This is a genomic window from Kitasatospora sp. NPDC048298 (genome assembly GCF_043201465.1).
Lineage (GTDB): Bacteria > Actinomycetota > Actinomycetes > Streptomycetales > Streptomycetaceae > Kitasatospora.
The window spans coordinates 1-20,362 of sequence record NZ_JBICYZ010000040.1 but is presented as its reverse complement, the minus strand read 5'-3'; the positions used below and the strand labels follow the sequence as shown (position 1 = coordinate 20,362).

General features: G+C 73.7%; 19 protein-coding genes. 10 read left to right on the top strand and 9 right to left on the bottom strand.

The features are described 5' to 3' along the window. Positions 1 to 72: 72 nt before the first annotated feature. Complete coding sequence (locus tag ACGF0D_RS26765; RefSeq protein WP_392869521.1) at positions 73 to 1,827, top strand: NAD+ synthase; 1,755 nt, start codon at positions 73 to 75, stop codon at positions 1,825 to 1,827. Here the strand turns inward: ACGF0D_RS26765 and ACGF0D_RS26760 are convergent. The 3 genes from ACGF0D_RS26760 to ACGF0D_RS26750 form a co-directional block, all read right to left on the bottom strand. Further along, positions 1,824 to 2,885 carry an endonuclease/exonuclease/phosphatase family protein gene (locus tag ACGF0D_RS26760; protein WP_392869523.1) on the bottom strand — a complete coding sequence of 354 codons (1,062 nt, stop codon included), beginning with the start codon at positions 2,883 to 2,885 and terminating at the stop codon, positions 1,824 to 1,826. The genes ACGF0D_RS26765 and ACGF0D_RS26760 overlap by 4 nt on opposite strands. 246 nt (positions 2,886 to 3,131) lie before the next feature. Further along, on the bottom strand, positions 3,132 to 3,761 hold the full coding sequence (locus ACGF0D_RS26755; RefSeq protein WP_392920424.1) for a TetR/AcrR family transcriptional regulator: 630 nt from the start codon (positions 3,759 to 3,761) through the stop codon (positions 3,132 to 3,134). 97 nt (positions 3,762 to 3,858) lie between these two features. Beyond that, positions 3,859 to 5,466: a DHA2 family efflux MFS transporter permease subunit gene (locus ACGF0D_RS26750; protein ID WP_392920421.1), complete on the bottom strand. Its 1,608-nt coding sequence runs from the start codon at positions 5,464 to 5,466 to the stop codon at positions 3,859 to 3,861. A gap of 302 nt (positions 5,467 to 5,768) precedes the next feature. Between ACGF0D_RS26750 and panB the strand changes: the two genes are divergently transcribed. The 3 genes from panB (at position 5,769) to ACGF0D_RS26735 (ending at position 8,666) form a co-directional block, all read left to right on the top strand. After that, positions 5,769 to 6,638, top strand: coding sequence for a 3-methyl-2-oxobutanoate hydroxymethyltransferase (gene panB, locus ACGF0D_RS26745; RefSeq protein ID WP_392869529.1), 870 nt, complete (start codon positions 5,769 to 5,771; stop codon positions 6,636 to 6,638). A gap of 166 nt (positions 6,639 to 6,804) precedes the next feature. Further along, positions 6,805 to 7,836, top strand: coding sequence for an ATP-binding cassette domain-containing protein (locus ACGF0D_RS26740; RefSeq protein WP_392920418.1), 1,032 nt, complete (start codon positions 6,805 to 6,807; stop codon positions 7,834 to 7,836). Continuing rightward, a complete protein-coding gene (locus tag ACGF0D_RS26735; RefSeq protein ID WP_392869533.1) occupies positions 7,833 to 8,666 on the top strand; it encodes an ABC transporter permease in 834 nt (277 codons plus the stop codon). Before ACGF0D_RS26740 ends, ACGF0D_RS26735 begins: the two co-directional genes overlap by 4 nt. 170 nt (positions 8,667 to 8,836) lie before the next feature. Here ACGF0D_RS26735 and ACGF0D_RS26730 read toward each other — a convergent pair whose 3' ends face one another. Then, the gene (locus tag ACGF0D_RS26730; protein ID WP_392920415.1) at positions 8,837 to 12,280 is read right to left on the bottom strand and encodes a BTAD domain-containing putative transcriptional regulator; all 3,444 of its coding nucleotides are present in this window, start codon (positions 12,278 to 12,280) and stop codon (positions 8,837 to 8,839) included. A gap of 196 nt (positions 12,281 to 12,476) precedes the next feature. Here ACGF0D_RS26730 and ACGF0D_RS26725 point away from each other — a divergent pair, with 196 nt between their 5' ends. Continuing rightward, positions 12,477 to 13,292 carry a site-2 protease family protein gene (locus ACGF0D_RS26725; protein WP_392869537.1) on the top strand — a complete coding sequence of 272 codons (816 nt, stop codon included), beginning with the start codon at positions 12,477 to 12,479 and terminating at the stop codon, positions 13,290 to 13,292. Positions 13,293 to 13,315: 23 nt separating this feature from the next. Here ACGF0D_RS26725 and ACGF0D_RS26720 read toward each other — a convergent pair whose 3' ends face one another. Both ACGF0D_RS26720 and npdG read right to left on the bottom strand, forming a co-directional pair. Then, positions 13,316 to 13,501, bottom strand: a complete 186-nt coding sequence (locus ACGF0D_RS26720; RefSeq protein WP_392869538.1) for a hypothetical protein — start codon at positions 13,499 to 13,501, stop codon at positions 13,316 to 13,318. Positions 13,502 to 13,665: 164 nt separating this feature from the next. Continuing rightward, a complete protein-coding gene (gene npdG / locus ACGF0D_RS26715) occupies positions 13,666 to 14,358 on the bottom strand; it encodes an NADPH-dependent F420 reductase (protein ID WP_392869540.1) in 693 nt (230 codons plus the stop codon). 47 nt (positions 14,359 to 14,405) lie between these two features. On the opposite strand from npdG, the gene ACGF0D_RS26710 reads away from it, so the two are divergent. Both ACGF0D_RS26710 and ACGF0D_RS26705 read left to right on the top strand, forming a co-directional pair. Beyond that, positions 14,406 to 15,092, top strand: a complete 687-nt coding sequence (locus ACGF0D_RS26710; RefSeq protein WP_392920412.1) for a hypothetical protein — start codon at positions 14,406 to 14,408, stop codon at positions 15,090 to 15,092. Positions 15,093 to 15,199: 107 nt separating this feature from the next. Next, positions 15,200 to 16,537, top strand: coding sequence for an MFS transporter (locus tag ACGF0D_RS26705; RefSeq protein ID WP_392869544.1), 1,338 nt, complete (start codon positions 15,200 to 15,202; stop codon positions 16,535 to 16,537). A gap of 18 nt (positions 16,538 to 16,555) precedes the next feature. Here ACGF0D_RS26705 and ACGF0D_RS26700 read toward each other — a convergent pair whose 3' ends face one another. Next, positions 16,556 to 16,783 carry a hypothetical protein gene (locus ACGF0D_RS26700; protein WP_392869546.1) on the bottom strand — a complete coding sequence of 76 codons (228 nt, stop codon included), beginning with the start codon at positions 16,781 to 16,783 and terminating at the stop codon, positions 16,556 to 16,558. Positions 16,784 to 16,930: 147 nt separating this feature from the next. Between ACGF0D_RS26700 and map the strand changes: the two genes are divergently transcribed. Continuing rightward, positions 16,931 to 17,776, top strand: a complete 846-nt coding sequence (gene map / locus ACGF0D_RS26695) for a type I methionyl aminopeptidase (RefSeq protein WP_392869548.1) — start codon at positions 16,931 to 16,933, stop codon at positions 17,774 to 17,776. Positions 17,777 to 17,827: 51 nt separating this feature from the next. Here map and ACGF0D_RS26690 read toward each other — a convergent pair whose 3' ends face one another. Continuing rightward, positions 17,828 to 18,523 carry a bifunctional DNA primase/polymerase gene (locus tag ACGF0D_RS26690; protein WP_392869550.1) on the bottom strand — a complete coding sequence of 232 codons (696 nt, stop codon included), beginning with the start codon at positions 18,521 to 18,523 and terminating at the stop codon, positions 17,828 to 17,830. A 430-nt stretch (positions 18,524 to 18,953) separates the two neighbouring features. Between ACGF0D_RS26690 and ACGF0D_RS26685 the strand changes: the two genes are divergently transcribed. Together ACGF0D_RS26685 and ACGF0D_RS26680 are read left to right on the top strand one after the other, a co-directional pair. After that, positions 18,954 to 19,172 carry a hypothetical protein gene (locus ACGF0D_RS26685; RefSeq protein WP_392869552.1) on the top strand — a complete coding sequence of 73 codons (219 nt, stop codon included), beginning with the start codon at positions 18,954 to 18,956 and terminating at the stop codon, positions 19,170 to 19,172. A 42-nt stretch (positions 19,173 to 19,214) separates the two neighbouring features. Continuing rightward, positions 19,215 to 19,412, top strand: a complete 198-nt coding sequence (locus tag ACGF0D_RS26680; protein WP_392920409.1) for a hypothetical protein — start codon at positions 19,215 to 19,217, stop codon at positions 19,410 to 19,412. A 57-nt stretch (positions 19,413 to 19,469) separates the two neighbouring features. Here the strand turns inward: ACGF0D_RS26680 and ACGF0D_RS26675 are convergent, their stop codons facing one another. Next, positions 19,470 to 20,150 carry a PadR family transcriptional regulator gene (locus ACGF0D_RS26675; protein ID WP_392920408.1) on the bottom strand — a complete coding sequence of 227 codons (681 nt, stop codon included), beginning with the start codon at positions 20,148 to 20,150 and terminating at the stop codon, positions 19,470 to 19,472. Positions 20,151 to 20,362: the final 212 nt, after the last annotated feature.

Genomic DNA, 20,362 nt, shown 5'->3' with positions numbered 1-20,362 from the left:
CCCGGCAGCGCCGACCCCCGCCGTCACCCTCCGCCCAGGACATAGCGTCAGTTAGACGATTACACTCGTGGCATGCCCAATCTCCGTCTCGCCCTGAGCCAGATCGACCCCTGGGTCGGTGACCTCGACCGCAACGGCGACGAGGTGGTGCGCTGGACCAGGCTGGCCGTGGAGGCCGGCGCGCAGCTGGTCGCCTTCCCCGAGATGGCCCTCACCGGGTACCCGGTGGAGGACCTCGCCCTGCGCGGATCCTTCGTCGAGGCCTCCCGCGCCGCGCTGGTCGGGCTGGCCGGCCGGCTGGCGGCGGACGGGCTGGGCGAGGTCCCGGTGGTGGTCGGCTACCTCGGGCGTTCGGAGCACGCCTCGCCGCGCTTCAACCGCCCGGCCGGCTCCCCGCAGAACTGCGCCGCGGTGCTGCACCGGGGCGAGGTGGTGACCCGCTTCGCCAAGCACCACCTGCCCAACTACGGCGTGTTCGACGAGTTCCGCTGGTTCGTCCCGGGCGACCAGCTGCCGGTGCTGCGGGTGCGCGGGGTGGACGTCGCCCTGGCCATCTGCGAGGACATCTGGCAGGACGGCGGGCGGGTCACCGCCGCCCGCGAGGCCGGCGCCGGGCTGCTGCTGGTGGTCAACGGCTCCCCGTACGAGCGGAACAAGGACGACCAGCGGCTGGAGCTGGTGCGGCGCCGGGCGGCCGAGGCCGGCTGCACCCTGGCGTACGTCAACATGGTCGGCGGCCAGGACGAGCTGGTCTTCGACGGCGACTCGATCGTGGTCGGCGCGGACGGCGAAGTCCTGGCCCGCGCACCGCAGTTCGAGGAGCACCTGGTGGTGCTGGACCTCGACCTGCCGGCCGCCGCGAGCGACGACACCGACGGGCTGCTGCTGAGCGACGGCCTGCACCTGGTCCTCACCGAGCTGGGCGGCGAGCCGCAGGCCGCGCCCGCGGTGCGGCTCACCGCCGGGGTGGCGCCGCGGGTCTCGGACGAGGCCGAGATCTGGGCCGCGCTGGTCTCCGGCACCCGGGCGTACGTGACCAAGAACGGCTTCCGGTCGGTGCTGCTCGGCCTCTCCGGCGGCATCGACTCCGCGCTGGTGGCCGCGATCGCGGTGGACGCGGTAGGCGCGCGGAACGTGCACTGCGTCTCCATGCCCAGCCGCTACTCCTCCCGGCACTCCCGGGACGACGCGGCCGAACTGGCCCGCCGCACCGGGCTGTCGCTGCGGACCGTCTCCATCGCCCCGATGTTCGACGCCTACCTGGGGGCGACCGAACTGACCGGCCTGGCCGAGGAGAACCTCCAGTCCCGGCTGCGCGGCACCCTGCTGATGGCGATCTCCAACCAGGAGGGGCACCTCGTGCTCGCGCCCGGCAACAAGAGCGAGCTGGCGGTCGGCTACTCGACCCTGTACGGAGACTCGGTGGGCGCCTACGGGCCCATCAAGGACGTCTACAAGTCGCTGGTCTTCCGGCTGGCCCGCTGGCGCAACGAGGAGGCCGAGCGGCGCGGCGAGGTGCCCCCGATCCCGGAGCACACCATCACCAAGCCGCCGTCCGCCGAGCTGCGGCCGGACCAGGTGGACACCGACTCGCTGCCCGACTACGACGTGCTGGACAGCGTGCTGACCCGCTACATCGAGGGCGACGAGGGCCGGGACGCGATCGTCGCGGCCGGCTTCGACCCGGCCCTGGTGGACCGGGTGGTCCGGCTGGTCGACACCGCCGAGTACAAGCGGCGCCAGTACCCGCCGGGCCCGAAGATCTCGGCCAAGAACTTCGGCCGGGACCGTCGCCTGCCGATCACCAACCGCTGGCGGCGCGGCTAGCGGACGGGCTGGTAGCGGTAGGTGGCGGCCACCCCGAGGTGGTCGCTGCCGTCCCGGGGCAGGGTGCGGGAGTCCACCGGGTCCAGCCCGCCCTTGCTCATGATCTGGTCGATCCGGGCCATCGGGAAGGCGGCCGGCCAGCTGAAGCCGAAGCCGTCCCCGGCGGCGCCCTGGGCCGAGCGCATCTGCGAGGTCACCGGCGCCAGGCTGCGGTCGTTCATGGTGCCGTTGAGGTCGCCGAGCAGCAGGACCTTCTTCAGCGGCTCGGCCTCGATCGCGTCGCCGAGCGCCTGCGCGCTGAGGTCCCGCTGGTTGACGGTGAAGCCGCCCTCGGCCTTCAGCCGCACCGAGGGCAGGTGCGCCACGTACACCGCGAGCGGGCCCTGCGGGGTGGTGACCTCGGCGCGGAAGGCCCTGGTCCAGCCCATCTTCAGGTCCACCGGGGAGACGTCCCCGATCGGGTACTTCGACCAGAGCCCGACCGTGCCCTCCACGGTGTGGTGCGGGTAGGCGGCGGCGAGCCCGGTCTCGTACGAGCGCAGCTGCCGGCCGGCCAGCTCCTGGAGGGCGACGATCTGGGCGCCGGAGTCCACCAGGGTGCGGATGGTGCCCGGCACGTCGGTGTTGGCGGCGGCGACGTTGTGGCTGACCACCGTCCAGTCGCCCTTGCCGCCGCTCTTGTCCGACAGCAGGCCGCCGAACAGGTTGACCCAGAGCACCAGGGGCAGCAGCAGGGCGAGCAGCGCGGTGGCGGAGCGGCGCAGCAGCGCGGGCACCAGCAGCACCGGGACGGCCAGGCCCAGCCAGGGCAGGAAGGTCTCCAGCAGGCTGCCGAGGTTGCCGACGCTGTTGGGCACCTCGGCGTGGAAGGCGAGCAGCGCGGCGGCGAGCACGGCCAGCGCGGCGATCACCAGGCCGCGCCGCCAGGTGCCACTGCCGCGGGCGTCCCGGCCCCAGTGGCGCAGGCCGAGGAAGCCGCCGCGGCGCGCCGTGGGGGCCGGGCCGTCGGCGCCGCCCCCGGGGGCCGCGATCCGCTCGGTCCTGTCCGCCTGCGCCATGAAGTGGCTCCCGTCGCTCGTGCCGTCGCCGTTCCGGTGCCCGGCCCGTCGAGGGTGCGGGCGTGTACCGGGTCGGTGCCGGTGTGGTCGGATACCCGGCTCAGCCTATGCCGGGACAGACGTCGGGCCTGCTGAGCGGGTTCCGGCGTGGCCCGGTTTGGTGAGGGAGGCCACGTCCGGGGCGGGGGCGGGCGAGACCGGGCGCGGGCGGGCGGAGCCGGGCGGGTGCGACCGGGACGGCCTCGGTCAGCGGGGTGCGAGGCCCTCGAGCACGGAGTCGACCAGCTTGCGGGCCAGGTCCGGGTCCTCCAGGTCGGAGTCGTCCCACAGGATGCTGCGGTAGAGGATCGGCCCGAGCAGCAGGTCGTTGAGCAGTTCCACGTCGAGGTCGTCGCGGATCACGCCCTCGGCGACGGCCTGGCGGATCAGGCGGAGCCCGACCTCCCGGCGCGGTTTGATCACCCGCTCGCGGTAGGCGGAGTACAGCTCGGGCAGGGTCTGCATCTGGCCGAGGGCGGCCTTGAGCACCCAGCGGGTGCGCTTGGCCAGGCCGCGCCGGCGGATGTGGTCCACCAGGGCGATCAGGTCGGCCCGGGCGCCGGCGCCGCCGGACTCGGGCAGCGGCTCCTCCAGCCGGCTGACCACGTCGACCAGCAGGGCCTCCTTGTTGGGCCAGCGCCGGTAGATGGTGGCCTTGCCGACGCCGCCCGCGGCGGCGATGCCCTCGATGGTGAGCTCCGACAGCGCGGTGCCGCCGGCCATCAGGTCCTCGACGGCCGTGAGGATGGCCTGCTCGGCGGCCTCGCTGCGGGGCCGGCCACGGCGTACCTCGGCGCAGTGCTGCCCGGTGCCGGCGGTCGGCGTGTCCGTCTTCATCCCCGCTGTCTCTCCCTCGTGGTCGGCCCCGCCACCCGGTGGCGTACCCGGGTGACAGGGCCATTGTCACTCAGTCACGGCGCGCTCCGGCCGCAGGTCAGGCGTCCGCGGCCGCGGCCTCCCGTGCCTGGCCGCGCTGTTCGGGGGCCGGACCGGCCGGGCCCGCGGGGGTGGCCGGGCGGCGCGGCAGCAGGAACCAGGCGACCACGGCGCCGACCAGCGAGACGCCCGCCGAGAGCGAGGCGACCACGTGCATGGCGTGGATGAAGGAGTCGTTCGCCGGGGCGATCAGCGCCTGGCCGCCGGGGACGCGGTCGGCGATGGCCAGGGTGGCCTCCAGCGACTCGCCGGCCTTGTCGCGCAGGTCCTCGGGCAGCCGGGCGAGGGTGTCGGCCATCCCGTCGCGGTAGGCGGTGGAGAGCACGGCGCCGAGCACGGCGACCCCGAGCGAGCCGCCGACCTGGCGGAAGGTGTTGTTGACGGCCGAGCCGGCGCCGGCCTTCTCCCGGGGCAGCGAGGCCATGATCGCGACGGTGACCGGCGGCATGACGTGCGCCATGCCGGCGCCCATCACCAGGCCGAGCAGGACCAGCGCCCAGATCGGGCTGGTGGCGGTCAGCACGACGTAGCCGAGGAAGCCGAGCGCGACCAGCAGCATGCCGCCGGTGGCGGTGGCGGCGACGCCGAGCCGGTCGACCACCAGCCGGGCCCGCGGGGCGAACACCAGCTGGGCGGCGGCCAGCGGCAGCATCAGCACGCCGGCCTGGAGGGCGCTGTAGCCGCGCACGCTCTGGATGTAGAAGACGCCGAAGAAGGAGACGCCCATCAGCGCGAAGAAGATCACGCCGACGACCACCACGGAGGCGCTGAACACCCGGTTGCGGAACCAGGTGACGTCCAGCGCGGGGAACGGGGTGCGGCGCTCGAACCAGACGAAGGCGGCCAGCGCGAGCACGCCGACCAGGGTCGGCACCCAGGCCTCGGCCGCGGTGAAGTCGGCCAGCTCGCCGCCCTTGATGATGCCGTAGATCAGCGCGACCAGGCCGACGATCGACAGCAGCACGCCGACGGGGTCCATCCGGCCGGGGGCGGGGTCCTTGGACTCGGGGACGAGGATCACCATCGCGACCAGCGCGACGACCACGATCGGGACGTTGACCAGGAAGACCGAGCCCCACCAGAAGTGCTCGATCAGCAGGCCGCCGGTGATCGGGCCGATGGCGATGGCCAGACCGACCGCGCCGGCCCAGATCCCGATCGCCTTGGGCTGCTCGGAGCGCTCGAAGACGTTCATGATGATCGCCAGCGTGGCGGGCATCGCGAGCGCGCCGCCGACGCCCATCAGGGCGCGGTAGCCGATGAGTTCACCGGGCGAGGCGGCCAGCGCGGACAGCAGCGAGGCGACTCCGAAGACCAGCATGCCGGCCAGCAGCGCGCGCTTGCGGCCGAACCGGTCGCCGAGCAGGCCGGAGGTGAACAGCAGCCCCGCGAAGACCAGGGTGTAGGAGTTGATCGACCATTCCAGGTCGCTCTGGGTGGCTCCGAGGCCGACCGGCGCGGGGGTCGCGATGGTCTTCATCGCGACGTTGAGGATCGAGTTGTCGAGGACGACGACGAGCAGGGCGAGCAGCAGGGTGGCGAGGATCACCCAGCGCCGACGGTGGATGGCTTCCGGCACACGGGGTGGCGCGGCTGCGGTGGTCATGGTTCTTCCCGTCCGTGTTGGCGTGGCACTGGCGGGCATTTACGAGCCGAGCACGTCTCGCAACCCCCCGCACCAGAGTAGCGGCCGATACGATACGAGCCGAATCCGTTTCGTAAAGGGCGGGCAAATTCGGGAGGCTCCCGCGCGCCCCGGCCCGGGGCGGCCCGCACGCCCGGTGTGTCCTGGATCGCACCGGGACGACCGCACCCCTCTTTGCGCCGGAGCCGGGGCGTGCAAGCATGGAGGTGATCCGGGGACGCCGTACGGCGCCACGAGACGACAACCCTTCAGGAGTCCGTTCGATGAACGCTTCTACGCCTTCGCCTGCCCAGAACCAGGCGTCGACCACCTCCCTCTACGGCGGGGTCACCAACCGCCGGGTCACCGTCCGCGACCTCGCCGCCGCCAAGCAGCGCGGCGAGAAGTGGTCGATGCTCACCGCCTACGACGCCCTCACCGCGGGCGTGTTCGACGAGGCCGGCATCCCGGTGCTGCTGGTCGGCGACTCGGCGGGCAACTGCCACCTCGGCTACGAGACCACCGTCCCGGTGACCATGGATCAGATGGTGATGCTCTCCGCCGCCGTCGTCCGCGGCACCAAGCGGTCCATGATCGTCGCCGACCTGCCGTTCGGCTCGTACCAGGAATCCCCCGCGCAGGCCATGCACAACGCGGCCCGGCTGATGAAGGAGGCCGGGGTCGGCGCGGTCAAGCTGGAGGGCGGGGAGCGCAGCGCCCGCTCGATCGAGCTGCTGGTCGAGGCCGGCGTCCCGGTGATGGCCCACATCGGCCTCACCCCGCAGTCCGTGCACGCCCTCGGCGGCTACCCGGTCCAGGGGCGCGGCGACGAGGCGGCGCACCAGCTGCTGCGCGACGCCAAGGCCGTCCAGCAGGCCGGCGCCTTCGCGGTGGTCCTGGAGGCCGTCCCGGCCGAGCTGGCCGCCCAGGTCACCGAGCAGCTGGCGATCCCGACCGTCGGCATCGGCGGCGGGCCGGACACCGACGCCCAGGTGCTGGTCTGGACCGACATGGCCGGCATGACGGCCGGCCGGGTGCCCAAGTTCGTCAAGCAGTACGCCGACCTGCGGACCGTCCTCGGCGACGCCGCCCGGGCGTACGCCGAGGACGTGCGCACCGGCGCCTTCCCGGCGGCGGAGCACAGCTTCCACTGACGCGACGGCGCCTTCCGCCGACGCACGGCCCCACGGCCCCGCTCCACAGCCCGGAGCGGGGCCGCTGTCGTGCCCGCGGGCGCGGCCGGGAACCGGTGACAGCGGGGTGACAGCGGGCGGGGCGGGCCGACAGGGAGCTGACAGCGGCGGCGGACAGCCTGGGGGCATGACACGAATCGCGACGGCCCCGAACGACCGGGGAACCACCTCCACACACGCCGTGGAGGTGCACGGCATCGTCAAACACTTCGGTGAGACCAAGGCCCTCGACGGGGTCGACCTCACCGTCAGGGAGGGCACCGTCCTCGGCGTGCTCGGCCCCAACGGCGCCGGCAAGACGACCCTGGTGCGCATCCTCTCCACCCTGATCAAGCCGGACGCCGGCACCGCGTACGTCGGCGGCTACGACGTGCTGCGCCAGCCCAAGCAGCTGCGCCGCACGATCGGCCTCACCGGCCAGTACGCCTCCGTGGACGAGCTGCTCTCCGGGTACGAGAACCTCTACCTGATCGGCCGGCTGCTCGACCTCTCCCGCCGCGACGCCAAGGCCCGGGCCACCGAGCTGCTGGAGCGCTTCTCGCTCACCGAGGCCGCCAAGCGGACCGCCAAGACCTACTCCGGCGGCATGCGCCGCCGGCTCGACCTGGCCGCCAGCATGATCGGCCGACCCCGGGTGCTCTACCTGGACGAGCCCACCACCGGCCTGGACCCGCGCACCCGCAACGAGGTCTGGGACGAGGTGCAGCGGATGGTCTCCGAGGGCACCACCGTGCTGCTGACCACCCAGTACATGGAGGAGGCGGAGCAGCTCGCGAACGAGCTGACCGTCATCGACCGCGGCCGGGTGATCGCCAACGGCGCCGTCTCCGAGCTCAAGGCCAAGGTCGGCGGCCAGACCCTCCAGGTGCGCCCGGCCCGCCCGGCCGAGCTGCCGGACATGGCCCACTGCCTGCGGGACATCGGCATCACCAACGCCACCGTGTCCACCGACACCGGGCTGCTCGCGGTGCCGATCACCGACGACGCGCAGCTGACCGCGGTGATCGGGGTGCTCGGCACCCGCGGCTTCGCCATCGCCGGCATCGACACCAAGGTGCCCAGCCTGGACGAGGTCTTCCTCGCCATCACCGGCAAGCCCGCGTCCACCGCGGACACCGCGGACACCTCCCCCAGCCTCGCCAAGGAGCCCGTCGCATGACCACCGCCACGCTCGCCCCCGCACCGGGCCGCACCACCCGGCCGTCGGCGGAGGACAGCCGGATCGGCCTGGCCGGCACCCTGCGCCACGTCGGCGCGCTGACCCGGCGCAACCTGATGCGGATCAAGGCCGACCCGGAGTCGATGTTCGACGCCGTGCTGATGCCGATCATCTTCACCGTGCTGTTCGTCTACGTCTTCGGCGGCGCGATGGCCGGCGACCAGGACACCTACAAGCAGTACCTGATCCCCGGGCTCCTCGGGCAGACCGGCCTCACCCTCGCGATGGCCGTCGGCACCGGCCTCAACAGCGACTTCCAGACCGGCGTGATGGACCGTTTCCGCACCCTGCCGATCGGCCGGTCCTCGGTACTGCTGTCCAAGATCGCCGCCGAGACCCTCCGCGGGCTGCTCTCCTTCGCGATCCTGATCGGCTTCGCGATGTGCATCGGCTTCGAGGTGAAGACCGGCCTGCTGGAGGTGCTGGCCACGATCGGCCTGGGCCTGGTGTTCGGCATGTCGATCGTCTGGATCTCGATGCTGCTGGGCATGGCCCTGCGCAGCGCCCAGGCCGTCCAGGGCGTGGCCATGCTGGTCCTGATGCCGATGCAGTTCGGCAGCTCGATCTTCGCCCGGACCGACACCATGCCGGGCTGGCTGCAGGCCTTCACCAAGATCAACCCGCTGTCGGCGCTGGCCGACGCCTCCCGCTCGCTGCTCAACGGCGTGGGCCCGGTGGCCCATCCGGTGATGATCGTGCTGATCTGGTCGGCCGCCGTCACCGCGGTCTTCGCCCCGCTGGCGGTCGCCCGCTTCCGCAAGCGGACCTGACCCACCCGACCACCGTCGGCCCCGCGGGGGAAGAGCCGACGGGCAGGACGGCCGGCCGCCCGGGACGGGGGCGCCGGCCGACGTACGGGCCCGTGCGGCCGGTGACCAGGGGACGGGCGCCGGCCGTACGGGCTCGACCGCGTGACGCCACACCGGCTCGACCGCGCGGGCTAGCCGATCAGCCCCTCCAGCACCTCGAAGACCTGCTCCTGGGTCATCCCGACCCCGCCGGCCCGGGCCTCCTCGTACCCGGCCCCGCCCAGCAGCTCCCGCAGGACGGCCTCGGTGCGCGCCTGCTCGGCCCGGTCCAGGTAGCCGCCCTTGGGGCCGTTCAGGCCGCCGTGCGCGGCGGTCAGCACGGCCGCCCCCCGGGCCCGCTCCAGGTCCCCGTCGCGCTGGGCGAAGGCGCACAGCACCGCCGTCACCGCGGGCACCACCAGGACCGTCATGTGTTCGGCGAAGCCGCTCGCCGCCGTCACCGCCCGCAGCTGCCGCCAGCCGTCGCGCAGCAGTTCGAACCCCGCCTCCGGATCCCCGGCCCGGGCGATGATCCAGCCGCGGGAGCTCCGCAGCATCCCGCTCACCAGGCTCGGCGCGAAACCGCCGACCCGGACCGTGTCCAGCCTGTCCAGCTCGGCCAGCGCCTGCGCGAACTCGCCGCGCTGGGCGTGGATGCCGCAGAGCGCCATGTGACCGAACATCAGTGCCCCGGTGGTGGACTGGTTGAGGCCCGGGGTGTCGATCGAGGCCAGCGCCTCGCGGATGACCCGCTCGCCGCGGTCCATGTCGTGCTCCAGGAGGGCGCTGCCCAGGTTCACCCGCAGGATCGGCACCTCCTGCGACGCGCCCAGCTCCTCGACCAGCTCGATCGCCCGCGCGTACGCCTCGGTGGCGGCCGCGGACTCGCCCCGGTTGGCCAACGACTCGCCGTGCGCGGACAGCGCCTGGGAGGTCCCCCAGAGGTCGCCCGACCGCTCGTACAGCTCCAGCGAGCGCTCGCCGTCCACGATGCTCTGCTCCGCGCCGCTCGGCCAGTCGTTCATCATCCTGGCCCGCACCTGGAGGATGAAGGCCAGGTCGCTCACCTCGCCGTACTGCTCGCAGCCGCGGACGGCGTCGTCGATCAGCTCCTTCATCACGTCCGTGCGGCCGGCCAGGAAGGCGCCGAACACCCGCATCAGCCCGGGGAAGCGGTAGGCCTGCGGCAGGTCCGGGGTGTAGGCGTCCATCAGCCGCTGGGCGACCCGGACCGCCTCCGGGTCGCCGAGGACGTCCAGGTTGCCCTCGAACAACCCGATCAGCCGGAACATCGCGAGCAGCCGGCGGGCCTCCTCGACCACCCCGGCGGACAGCGGCAGCTCGTACGCGAAGACGCTGCGCTCCAGCGGCACCGCCCGCGGGGCGTCCGGGCCGAACGGGTCCGGGCCGAGCGCGGCGACCGCGTTGTACCAGGTGCGCGCCTCCAGGCTGTAGCCGCGCAGCGACCAGTACCAGCTCATGCCCACCGTGATGAGCAGCGCCTGCTCCTCGTCCCGCAGGTCGATCGCCCGGCGCAGCGCCGTCCGGATGTTGTCCTGCTCGCGCTCCAGCACGGCCAGCCAGTGCAGCTGCCGGGGGCCGTGGATCTGCCCGTCGGAGACGGCGACCACGGTGCGGAAGTACGCCAGGTGGCGGGCCTCGGTGGCGGTGCGCTCGGCGGCGGACTCGGCGAGGCGCTCGGTCGCGTACTCGTGGATGGTCTCCAGCATCCGGTAGCGCGGCAGGCTGGCCCCGTCCAGGTCGGCCACCAGCAGGGACTTGTCGACGAGTGACAGCAGCAGGTCGGCGACCTCGCCGGAGGCCACCTCGACGCCGTCGGCGCAGACCGTCTCGGCGTCCTCCAGCTGCCAGCCACCCGCGAACACCGCGAGCCGGCGCAGCACCGCCCGCTCCCGCTTGCCCAGCAGGTCCCAGCTCCAGTCGACCACCGCGCGCAGCGTCTGCTGGCGCGGCAGCAGGGTGCGGCTGCCCGCGGTGAGCAGCGCGAACCGGCCGTCCAGCCGGTCGGCTATCTGGCGCGCCGTCATCACCCGCAGCCGGGCGGCGGCCAGTTCGATGGCCAGCGGCAGCCCGTCCAGCCGGCGGCAGATCTCCGCGCAGGCCTCCGGGTCGCCCTGCGGGTCGAATCCCGGACGGGCGGCGGCCGCGCGCTCGGCGAACAGCCGCAGCGCGACCGGGTCGGGCAGCGGCTCGACCGGCAGCACCGTCTCCCCGGGCACGCCCAGCGGCTCGCGGCTGGTGGCGAGCACCGTCAGCCCGGGGCACTCGGCGAGCAGGGCGTCGGCGAGGTCGGCGGCGGCCTGGATCAGGTGCTCGCAGTTGTCCAGGACGAGCAGCATCCGGCGGTGGCGGCAGTGCTCGACCAGTCGGCGCACCGGGTCCTCGGCCCGCTTGTCGATCACCTCGGCGACCATGCTGGTGCTGTGCAGCACGATCTCGCGCAGGCCGAGCGCCGAGACCACGGCGGCGGGCACCGCGTCCGGGCTCTCCAGCGGGGCGAGTTCGGCCACCCAGACGCCGTCCGGCCAGCCCCCGGCGGACTGTTCGGCGCGGCCGGCTTCGGTCGAGAGGCTGGTCTTGCCGGAGCCGCCGGGGCCGGTCAGGGTCACCAGCCGACGGTCCGTCAGCATCCCGCGCAGCGCGGCGAGATCGTCCTCACGGCCGACGAAGCTGGTCAGCCGGCCGCGCAGGTTGCCGCTGGGGCGCGGGAGTTGGGGCGCGGGTGCGGCGTCGGGCCCGGGGGGCGGGGTGCCGGCGGGCTCCGGCTTCGGCGCCCGCTGCTCCGCGGGGGCCGCGGGGGCTGCGGGCGTCGGAGACGTCGCGGGCGTCGGGGGCGTCGGGGGCGTCGGGGGCGTCGGGGGCGTCGGGGCGAGCAACTCGGCGTGCAGGGCGCGGAGTCCGCGGCCCGGGTCGACGCCGAGCTCCTCGGCCAGCGCGCGCCTGGTCCGCTCGTAGTGGCGCAGCGCCTCGGCCGTCCGCCCGCTCCCGTGCAGCGCCCGGATCATCAGCAGCTGCAACGGCTCGTCCAGCGGCTGCCGTTCGCACAGCTCGGCCAGTTCGGCGACCAGCTCCGCGGCCCGGCCGAGGCCGAGGTCGGCGGTGATCCGGTGGCGGCGGACCTCCTCGCGCTGGGCCTCCAGCCGGACGGCCGGGCCGCCGCGGTCCGGCAGGTCGGCCAGCGCGGGGCCGCGCCACAGCGCCAGCGCCGCGCGCAACCTCTCGGCGGCGAGCGCGTCGTCCCCGGCGTCCAGGGCGCGGCGGCCCTCGCCGGTCAGCCGCTGGAAGTCGGCGAGATCGGAGGCCGGGCCGGTCAGCCAGTACCCGGCCGGGCCGGAGCCGACCTCGTCCCGGCCGATGGTGCGGCGCAGCCGGCCGACCAGGGTCTGGAGCGCGGCGGAGGAGTCCTGCGGCGGATCGGCGTCCCACACCTCGTCCACCAGGAGGTCGGCCGGGACCGGACGGCCCTGCCGCAGGGCGAGGGCGCTGAGCAGGGCCCTCAGCCGGGCGCCGCCGATCGGCACCGGAGTGCCGTCGTCGTGGTGGGCCGTCGTCGTCCCGAGAATGCCGTAGTACACCGGACCATTCTGGTCGATCGGCGGGGGAAGGGCCGCACATTTGTCCTGGGCCCTCCCCCGGCGGGCGCGTAGGGTGGAACGCCACCACGCTCCCGGACGTTCACCGGGAGCCGCTTGTCCGGCCACCGGACCGCCCGGCATGATCGACCACGGTCCGAACCCGATCCTCTTCCCCTGCCCACGGAGCACCCACACCATGACCTTCGCCGCCACGCCGCGCTCCCGCAGCGAGGACCGCCGGATCAGCCCGGTGTTCTGGGTGCTCCTCGCCGTCCTCGGCACCTCCGGCTGGGCGGTGTACCAGGGTTACGGCAACGCCTCGTTCGGGGTGTTCCTGTTCGTGGTCGCGGGCTGGATGGTCTCCCTCTGCCTGCACGAGTACGCCCACGCGCGCACCGCGCTGCACGGCGGCGACATCACCGTCGGCGCCAAGGGCTACCTCACGCTCAACCCGCTGAAGTACACCAACGTGCTGCTCAGCTTCGTGCTGCCGATCGTCTTCGTGATCCTCGGCGGCATCGGCCTGCCCGGCGGCTCGGTCTGGATCGAGCGCCACCGCATCCAGGGCCGGCTCAAGCACAGTCTGATCTCGGCGGCCGGCCCGCTGGTCAACCTGCTCTTCGCGGCGGCGCTGCTGATCCCGATCGGCGCGGGCTGGCTGGACGACCCCACCGTGCACGCGTACTGGAACGGCTACGAGCTGATCATCTCGCCGTTCTCCGGCGCGCTGGGCTTCCTCGGCTTCCTGCAGCTGAGCGCCGCGGTGCTGAACCTGCTGCCGGTGCCCGGGCTGGACGGCTACGGCATCGTCGAGCCCTGGCTGTCGTACAAGACCCGGCGCGCGGTCGAGCCGTTCGCGCCGTACGGGATGCTCGCGGTGTTCGCGCTGCTGTGGCAGCCCCAGGTGAACCAGTTCTTCTTCGGGATCGTCCACGGCCTGATGACCCTGTTCGGCGTGGACCAGGACTACGCGACGCTCGGCCGGTACCTGTTCAGCTTCTGGAAGAACTAGCCCCGGCTGGTCGCCGGGCCGGCTCAGCCCTGCTCGGCGACCGCGGCGGCGATCTTGGCCCGGCGGCGGTTCATCCACAGCACGTTGCTGGCCACCCCGGCCAGCGGCAGCCAGATCAGGCCCAGCCAGAAGCCCTGGACCAGCGAGACCACGAGGGCCACGAGCGCGAGGACGACGGCGGCCAGGGCGAAGACGGACGTGCGAGGCATGGCGGAAGGCTCCTAGAACGGGTGCGGGCGGCCGGGTCACGGCCGCCACCCATTGTCGCCGACCTCACCTCCGGCGCCGGGCCAGGGGTGAGGTCGACACGGCCGTCGGGTCCGTCCTGTCGGTCAGGACGGACCCGGGGACGACCGATGGGACGGGCCGTCGCTCAGACGTCGGTGATCCGCAGACCCGCGTGGGCCTTGTAGCGGCGGTTGACCGAGATCAGGTTGGCCACCAGCGCCTCCACCTGGTGGGCGTTGCGCAGCCGGCCCGCGAAGACGCCGCGCATCCCGGGGATGCGGCCGGCCAGGCCCCGGACGACGTCGGTGGCCTCCCGGTCGTCGCCGAGCACCATGACGTCGGTGTCGATGGCCTCCACCGACTCGTCCTGGAGCAGCACCGCCGACAGGTGGTGGAACGCGGCGGTGACCCGGGAGTCCGGCAGCAGCGCGGCGGCCTGCTCGGCGGCGCTGCCCTCCTCCGGCTTCAGCGCGTACGCGCCCTGCTTGTCGAAGCCCAGCGGGTTGACGCAGTCGACGACGATCTTGCCCGCGAGCTCCTCGCGCAGCGCCGTCAGGGTGGCGGCGTGGCCGTCCCACGGGACCGCGATGATCACCACGTCGCTCTCCCGGGCGACGGTGGCGTTGTCGGCGCCGCGCACGCCGAGGCCCAGCTCGGCCGCCGAGGCCTCGGCCCGGGCGGCGGCGCGGGAACCGATGATCACCTGCTGGCCGGCCTTGGCCAACCGCAGGGCCAGGCCCCGCCCCTGGTCGCCGGTGCCGCCGAGGACACCGACCACCAACTGCGAGACGTCGGGTACCTCGTGGGCCGGGTTTGTCGCTGAATCGAGGGAAGTCATGGGCCGATCCTGCCAAATCCCGGGCCCCGCGGGACATCCTGGCCCGCATGGACGCGGTGAGAGTTTCGGCACTCCGGGAACGGCTGACGGGAACGGGCTGGCTGGAGGCGGTCGGCGGCTTCGCCGGGGCGCTGCGCCGCTCGGTGGACCGGCGCGGGGCGAGCGGGCTGCTGCTGGTCGGCACCGAGGCGTACGAGCCCTGGCACCTGGCCGCCCACCTGGACGACCAGGCCGCCTGGTCGGACGTCCCCCGGCTGGCACCCACCCTGCTGCGGCACAGCCCGCCGGCCGACGCCCCCGCCCACCTGACGCACGATCTGCGCAGACTCGCCGAGGCCGGGCGCGGCGCCACCGTGCTGCTGGTGGTCCCGCGGACGGCCGGCGCCCCGCTGCTGGAGCGGGTGCACGACGCCCGGCGGCACGGCGCGACGGTGCTGGCGCTGGACGGGGGCGGGCCGGGCGGGCCGGGCGGGCCGGGCGGGCCCAGTGAACCCGGCGGCCTCGGCGGCCTCGACCGTGCTGGCGGTCTCGACGGTCTCGGCGGTCACGGTGAGCTCCGCGAGCTCGCCCACGAGCGGCTGGTCGTCGGCACCGCCGCCGAGGAGCCCTTCGACCTCGCCCAGCACCTGGTCAGCCTCGCCGCCGGGCAGCGGGCCGGCCACCGCTCCGTCCGGGCCCGGCTCGCCGACCTCGCCGGGCGGCTGACCTCGACGCCCGCGATCAGCCGCTGGTAGCCGGGGGCGGCTCCGGGTGGCCCTTCGGTCCGTCACCACGTGTCGGTCCGTCAGCAGGTGGAAAACCCTTTGCGGGAGGCATGACCGCCACCCGAGGATGATGGTTCGTGAACGTCGACGAACCCCCGCATCCCCCCGTGCCCGGACGCGCCCGGAAGCTGGTGCGCTCGCTGACGCCCGACCTGTCCCCCTGGCGCGCCTCCCGCGACTTCCGCTACCTGTGGACGTCCGGCTGCGTCACCAGCTTCGGCAGCTTCCTGACCTTCATCGCCGTGCCGATGCAGATCAAGGAACTCACCGACTCCTCCTTCGCGGTCGGTCTGATCGGCGCCGTCGAACTCGTCCCGCTGATCGTCTTCGGCCTGTGGGGCGGCGCCCTCGCCGACGCCCTGGACCGCCGGAAGCTGGTGCTGCGCGCCGAGGCCGCGCTCGGCCTGCTGGCCGGGCTGCTGCTGCTCAACGCCCTGCTGCCGCACCCGCTGCTCTGGCCGGTCTATGTGGTCGCCGCACTGGCCGCGGCCGCCGACGGCCTCCAGCGCCCGGCGCTGGACTCGCTCACCCCGCGGGTCGTCCCGCACCAGCACCTGACGGCCGCGTTCGCCCTCAAGTCGCTCTACCACAACGTCGCCTCGATCGCCGGGCCGGCGCTGGCCGGTGTGGTGGTGGCCTTCGCCGGGGTGCAGACCGCGTACGCGCTGGACATCCTCACCTTCGCCGCCTCGCTGCTGCTGCTCGTCCGGATCAAGGCGGTGCCGCCGCCCACCGGTGCCGAACGGCCGTCCGTCCAGGCGGTGTTGAACGGCGTCCGGTACGCCTGGAGCCGCAAGGACCTGCTCGGCACCTACGCGATCGACACCTGCGCCATGCTGTTCGCCTACCCGGTGGCCGTCTTCCCGTTCCTGGCCTCGGAGTTGGGGGCGGACTGGGCGCTCGGCCCGATGTACGCGGCCTCCGCCCTCGGCGCCCTGCTGGTCGGCGCGACCAGCGGCTGGACCTCCCGCGTCCACCGGCACGGACGGCTGCTGGTGGCCGCCGCCGTCGGCTGGGGCGGGGCGATGGCACTCGCCGGCCTGTCCGAGCACATCTGGCTGGTGCTGCTCGGCCTGGCGCTGGCCGGCGGCGCCGACGAGATCAGCGGGCTCGCCCGCTCGACCATGTGGAACCAGTCCATCCCGGACGAGCTGCGCGGCCGGATGGCCGGCGTCGAACTGCTCAGCTACTCCGTCGGCCCGCAGCTCGGCCAGGTCAGGGCCGGCACCATGGCCGGACTGATCGGCGTGCGCGCCGCCGTCTGGACCGGCGGCGTCGCCTGCGTCGTCGCCGTGCTCGCGGTCGCCGCCGCCCTCCCGAAGCTGCTCGCCTACGACGACCGCACCGACCCCCACGCCGCCGCCGTCCGCGCCGCCCACGAACACGCCGAACCCGAGGCCACCCCGGCGACATGACCGCCGCCCGCCCCGGGGCTACTCGGCGTCGTCCTTCGGCTGGTCGCTCCAGCGCGGGTCGTTCTGCCACTCGCGGTTGCGCTCGTCGGCGATGCGCAGGGCCTGGGCGGCCTCCTCGGGGCTGGCGTAGGGGCCGAGGCGGTCCTTCGCCGGGCACTCCGGGCCCTCTTCGACCTTGTCGTGCTTGATGCAGTAGAACCACTCGCCGGGCTTGCCGGTCGGCTTGCGGTTGAATCCGAGGGGCATCGCGCTCTCCTGTTCAGAAGGCCGGAAGGACTGGGTCGGTACCGATCATTCCCCGCCCCGGGCCGGGATGCACACCGCCCTGGACCGGCCAGGGACCGGCCGGGGATCGCCCAGGGTCCGGCTCGGCCCGGCGACTAGACTCGCGGCATGGCTCTCGTACCCGGCATCCAGTCCCCCATCCGCAAGGTCCCGGCGAACATCGCGCGCCCCGAGTACGTCGGCAAGCCCGCGCCGACGCCGTACACCGGGCCCGAGGTGCAGACCGCCGAGACGATCGAGAAGATGCGGATCGCGGGCGGGATCGCCGCCCGGGCGATGGAGGAGGCGGCCAAGCTGATCGCCCCCGGTGTCACCACCGACGCGCTGGACGCCGTCGCCCACGCGTACATGTGCGACCACGGCGCCTACCCGTCCGACCTCGGCTACCGGGGCTTCCCCAAGTCCGTCTGCACCTCGATCAACGAGGTGATCTGCCACGGCATCCCGGACTCGACCGTGCTCCAGGACGGCGACATCGTCAACATCGACGCCACCGCGTACATCCACGGGGTGCACGGCGACCTCAACGCCACCTACCTGGTCGGCGACGTGGACGAGGAGTCCCGGCTGCTGGTCGAGCGCACCCGGGAATCCCTCAGCCGGGCGATCAAGGCGGTCAAGCCGGGCCGTCAGATCAACGTCATCGGGCGGGTCATCGAGTCCTACGCCAAGCGCTTCGACTACGGCGTGGTGCGGGACTTCACCGGGCACGGCATCAACACGTCGTTCCACTCCGGCCTGATCGTCCCGCACTACGACAGCGAGCGGGCCACCGAGGTGATCAAGCCGGGCATGACCTTCACCATCGAGCCGATGCTGACCCTGGGCACCTACGACTACGAGATCTGGGAGGACGGCTGGACCGTCGTCACCAAGGACCGCAAGCGCACCGCCCAGTTCGAGCACACCCTGGTGGTCACGGCGGACGGCGCGGAGATCCTCACCCTGCCGTGACCCGCGGCGCCGTGGCCCGCGCAGCGGTGTCCCGCGCCCCCCGGTGGGCGTCTAGCCGATCAGCCACTGCTCCTCGGCGACGGCGCCCACCTCGGTGCAGGCGTCGGTGAGCACGTCCAGGACGCGCAGCGGGTCCGGCAGCGGCTGCTCGGGCCCGCGCAGCCACCGCACGTGGGAGCCGTCCGGCAGCGCGGCCGGCGGCAGCAGGGTGTACGAGCCGCGGCAGTGCCAGCGCAGGCCGGGGTGCTCGGACATGGTGTCCGGGGTGGAGTCGAGCGCGCTCGGCCACCACTCGTCCTCGTCCTGCGGGGTGCCGCGGGTGGCGGTGAAGAAGAGGTAGCGGTCCTCGCCGACGGCGGCGACCGGGCCCTCGACGCCCAGCGCCGTCAGCCGTTCCAGCGCCAGCCGGCCGGCCTCCGCCGGGACGTCCAGCACGTCGTGCACCCGGCCGGTGGCGGTGACGAAGTTGGCCTGCGGGTCGCGGGCGAGCCAGCGGGAGAGCTGCTCGGGGTCGGTGGTGGCCTGGGTCTGCCAGGCGAAGGAGACCGGGTGCTGGGCGGGGGCCGGGCAGGCCACCCGATCGCAGGAGCACCGGTAGCCGGCCGGGTGGGTGGCCGGCGCGAGCGGGAATCCGGCGCGCACCGCGCCGAGCAGCTGATCGAGTCCGGCGGCCGGGTCGTCCGAGCCCCCCGCCCGCTGACGATCACGCTTCTGCCACCAGGTCGTCCACCTGCTGCCGGCTTCCATCGGGCCCCTTCCGCGCAACTGCCGTGCCTGGTGCGACACAGCGTTCGACGTACCACTCGACGCAACGCACGGCGCCCCCGGCTGCTTCCCGGGGTGCTCGGCCCTGACGTCCGCGCCCTGCCGGCCGCGGCCCGGGGTCACCGGACGGCCGACGCCCGGGTCACGGTACGCAGTCGCGGCAGCACGCTGTCCGCGCCAAGTCGGCCGGAGGGCGCGCGGATTCGCGCCTCGCCCGGCCCGTACGGGGCCCGCTGACCCGGGTGGACCCCGAGGGCGTAACAGGAAGGATAAGGGTGCGGAGGGCTTCCGGATGACCGGGGGCGGTGCCTCTCCGGTCACACTCTCGGCGCGGTCCCGGTCGCTCCGGGACCACTCCCGGGCCGGTGCCGGGCCGGTGCCGGCTCCTCGGCGGAGGTGAGACCCTGGAGGGATGAAGAGCGCGGACACCGAATTCGTCGGCGGCCCCCTGGACGGAACGATCCTCCCGATCCCGCTGGGGCCGATACTCGGCGTGCCGAAGAAGTACAAGGTCCCGGTCCCCGCGCACGGCGAGGCCCCCGCGCGCACACTGGTGTACGTCCGGAGCAAGCAGGTTCGGGGCCTGAGCTGGTTCTGGCGCTACGAGTACGACGAGGCGGCCTCCGGCTGACGGCCGCCTCCTTCCTCCGCACGCTCCCCCCGGGAGGTCGGCATGGCGAGGACGGTACGGCACCCGAGGAGCCGCTCCCGGGCGGTCGAGGACCACAACCGGCAGGTGGCCGGCGTCACCGGGGTGCTGCTGCTGGCGGTGTGCGTCCACAGCGTGGTCATCGGGCCGAGCGCCTGGCTCTGGTTCGGCTGGGCGGTGCTGCTGCTGGTGTGCGTGGCACTGTTCGTGGTCCGGCCGTGAGGCCCTCCCCCGGACCACCCGGGCAGCGGCACCGCCCGCCCCGTCCCCCCGGACCGGTCAGTCATCCTCGGCGAGGATGAGGTACAGCTTCTTGCGGGCCTCGGTCAGCACCGTCAGCCCCTTGGCGCGCTGCGCCTCGGTGCCGGTGGCCATGACCTGGCGGATCGCCTGGTCGACGGCGGCGAGCGCCTGGCCGACCTCCTGGACGGCCTCCCAGTCGACCTCCCGGCCGGCTTCCGCCCACGGCTCGGCCGGCCCGGCGTCGGCCTCGGCCCGGCCCGCCTCGGTGAGCGAGACCAGCCGCTTGCCGCCGACCTCCTCCGCGGTGATCAGGCCCTCCTCCTCCAGCAGCTGGAGGTTGGGGTAGATCGACCCCGGGCTGGGCCGCCAGGCCCCGCCGGTCCGCTCGGTGATCTCGGCGATCATCTCGTAGCCGTGCATCGGCCGCTCCTTGAGCAGCGCCAGCAGCGAGGCCCGGACGTCACCGCGCCGGGCCCGCCCGCCGCGCCGCCCGTGCGGACCACCACGCCGGCCACCGTGCCCGCCGAAGCCGTGCCCGTACGGGCCACCCATCGGCCGGCCGGGGCCGCCGAACGGCGGGCCGAACCCGCCGAACGCCTCCCGGCCCTCCGCGCCCTCCCCGGGCATCCCCCGGAACTCCGTGCCCGGGCCGCGGCGCCGACCGCCGCCGCGCGGGTCCTCCCAGCGGAATCGCCTTCCCTGACGTTCTGAGCGCATCGCGCCCACCTCCTCGAATCCCAGAGGTTCAACGAGGCAGTCGAGTCACTGTCTCGATAGTTCGACGATATATCGGTGACTATCGCTCGTCAACGGATTCCGACACGCCCGCGGAGCTGTCTTGTGACAGCGAAGCTTCACCGTTTGTCACCGAAGTTTGATCACCGCTAGGTTCCTGCCATCGAGGTTTGACCGGGTGGGGTTGCTGGCGA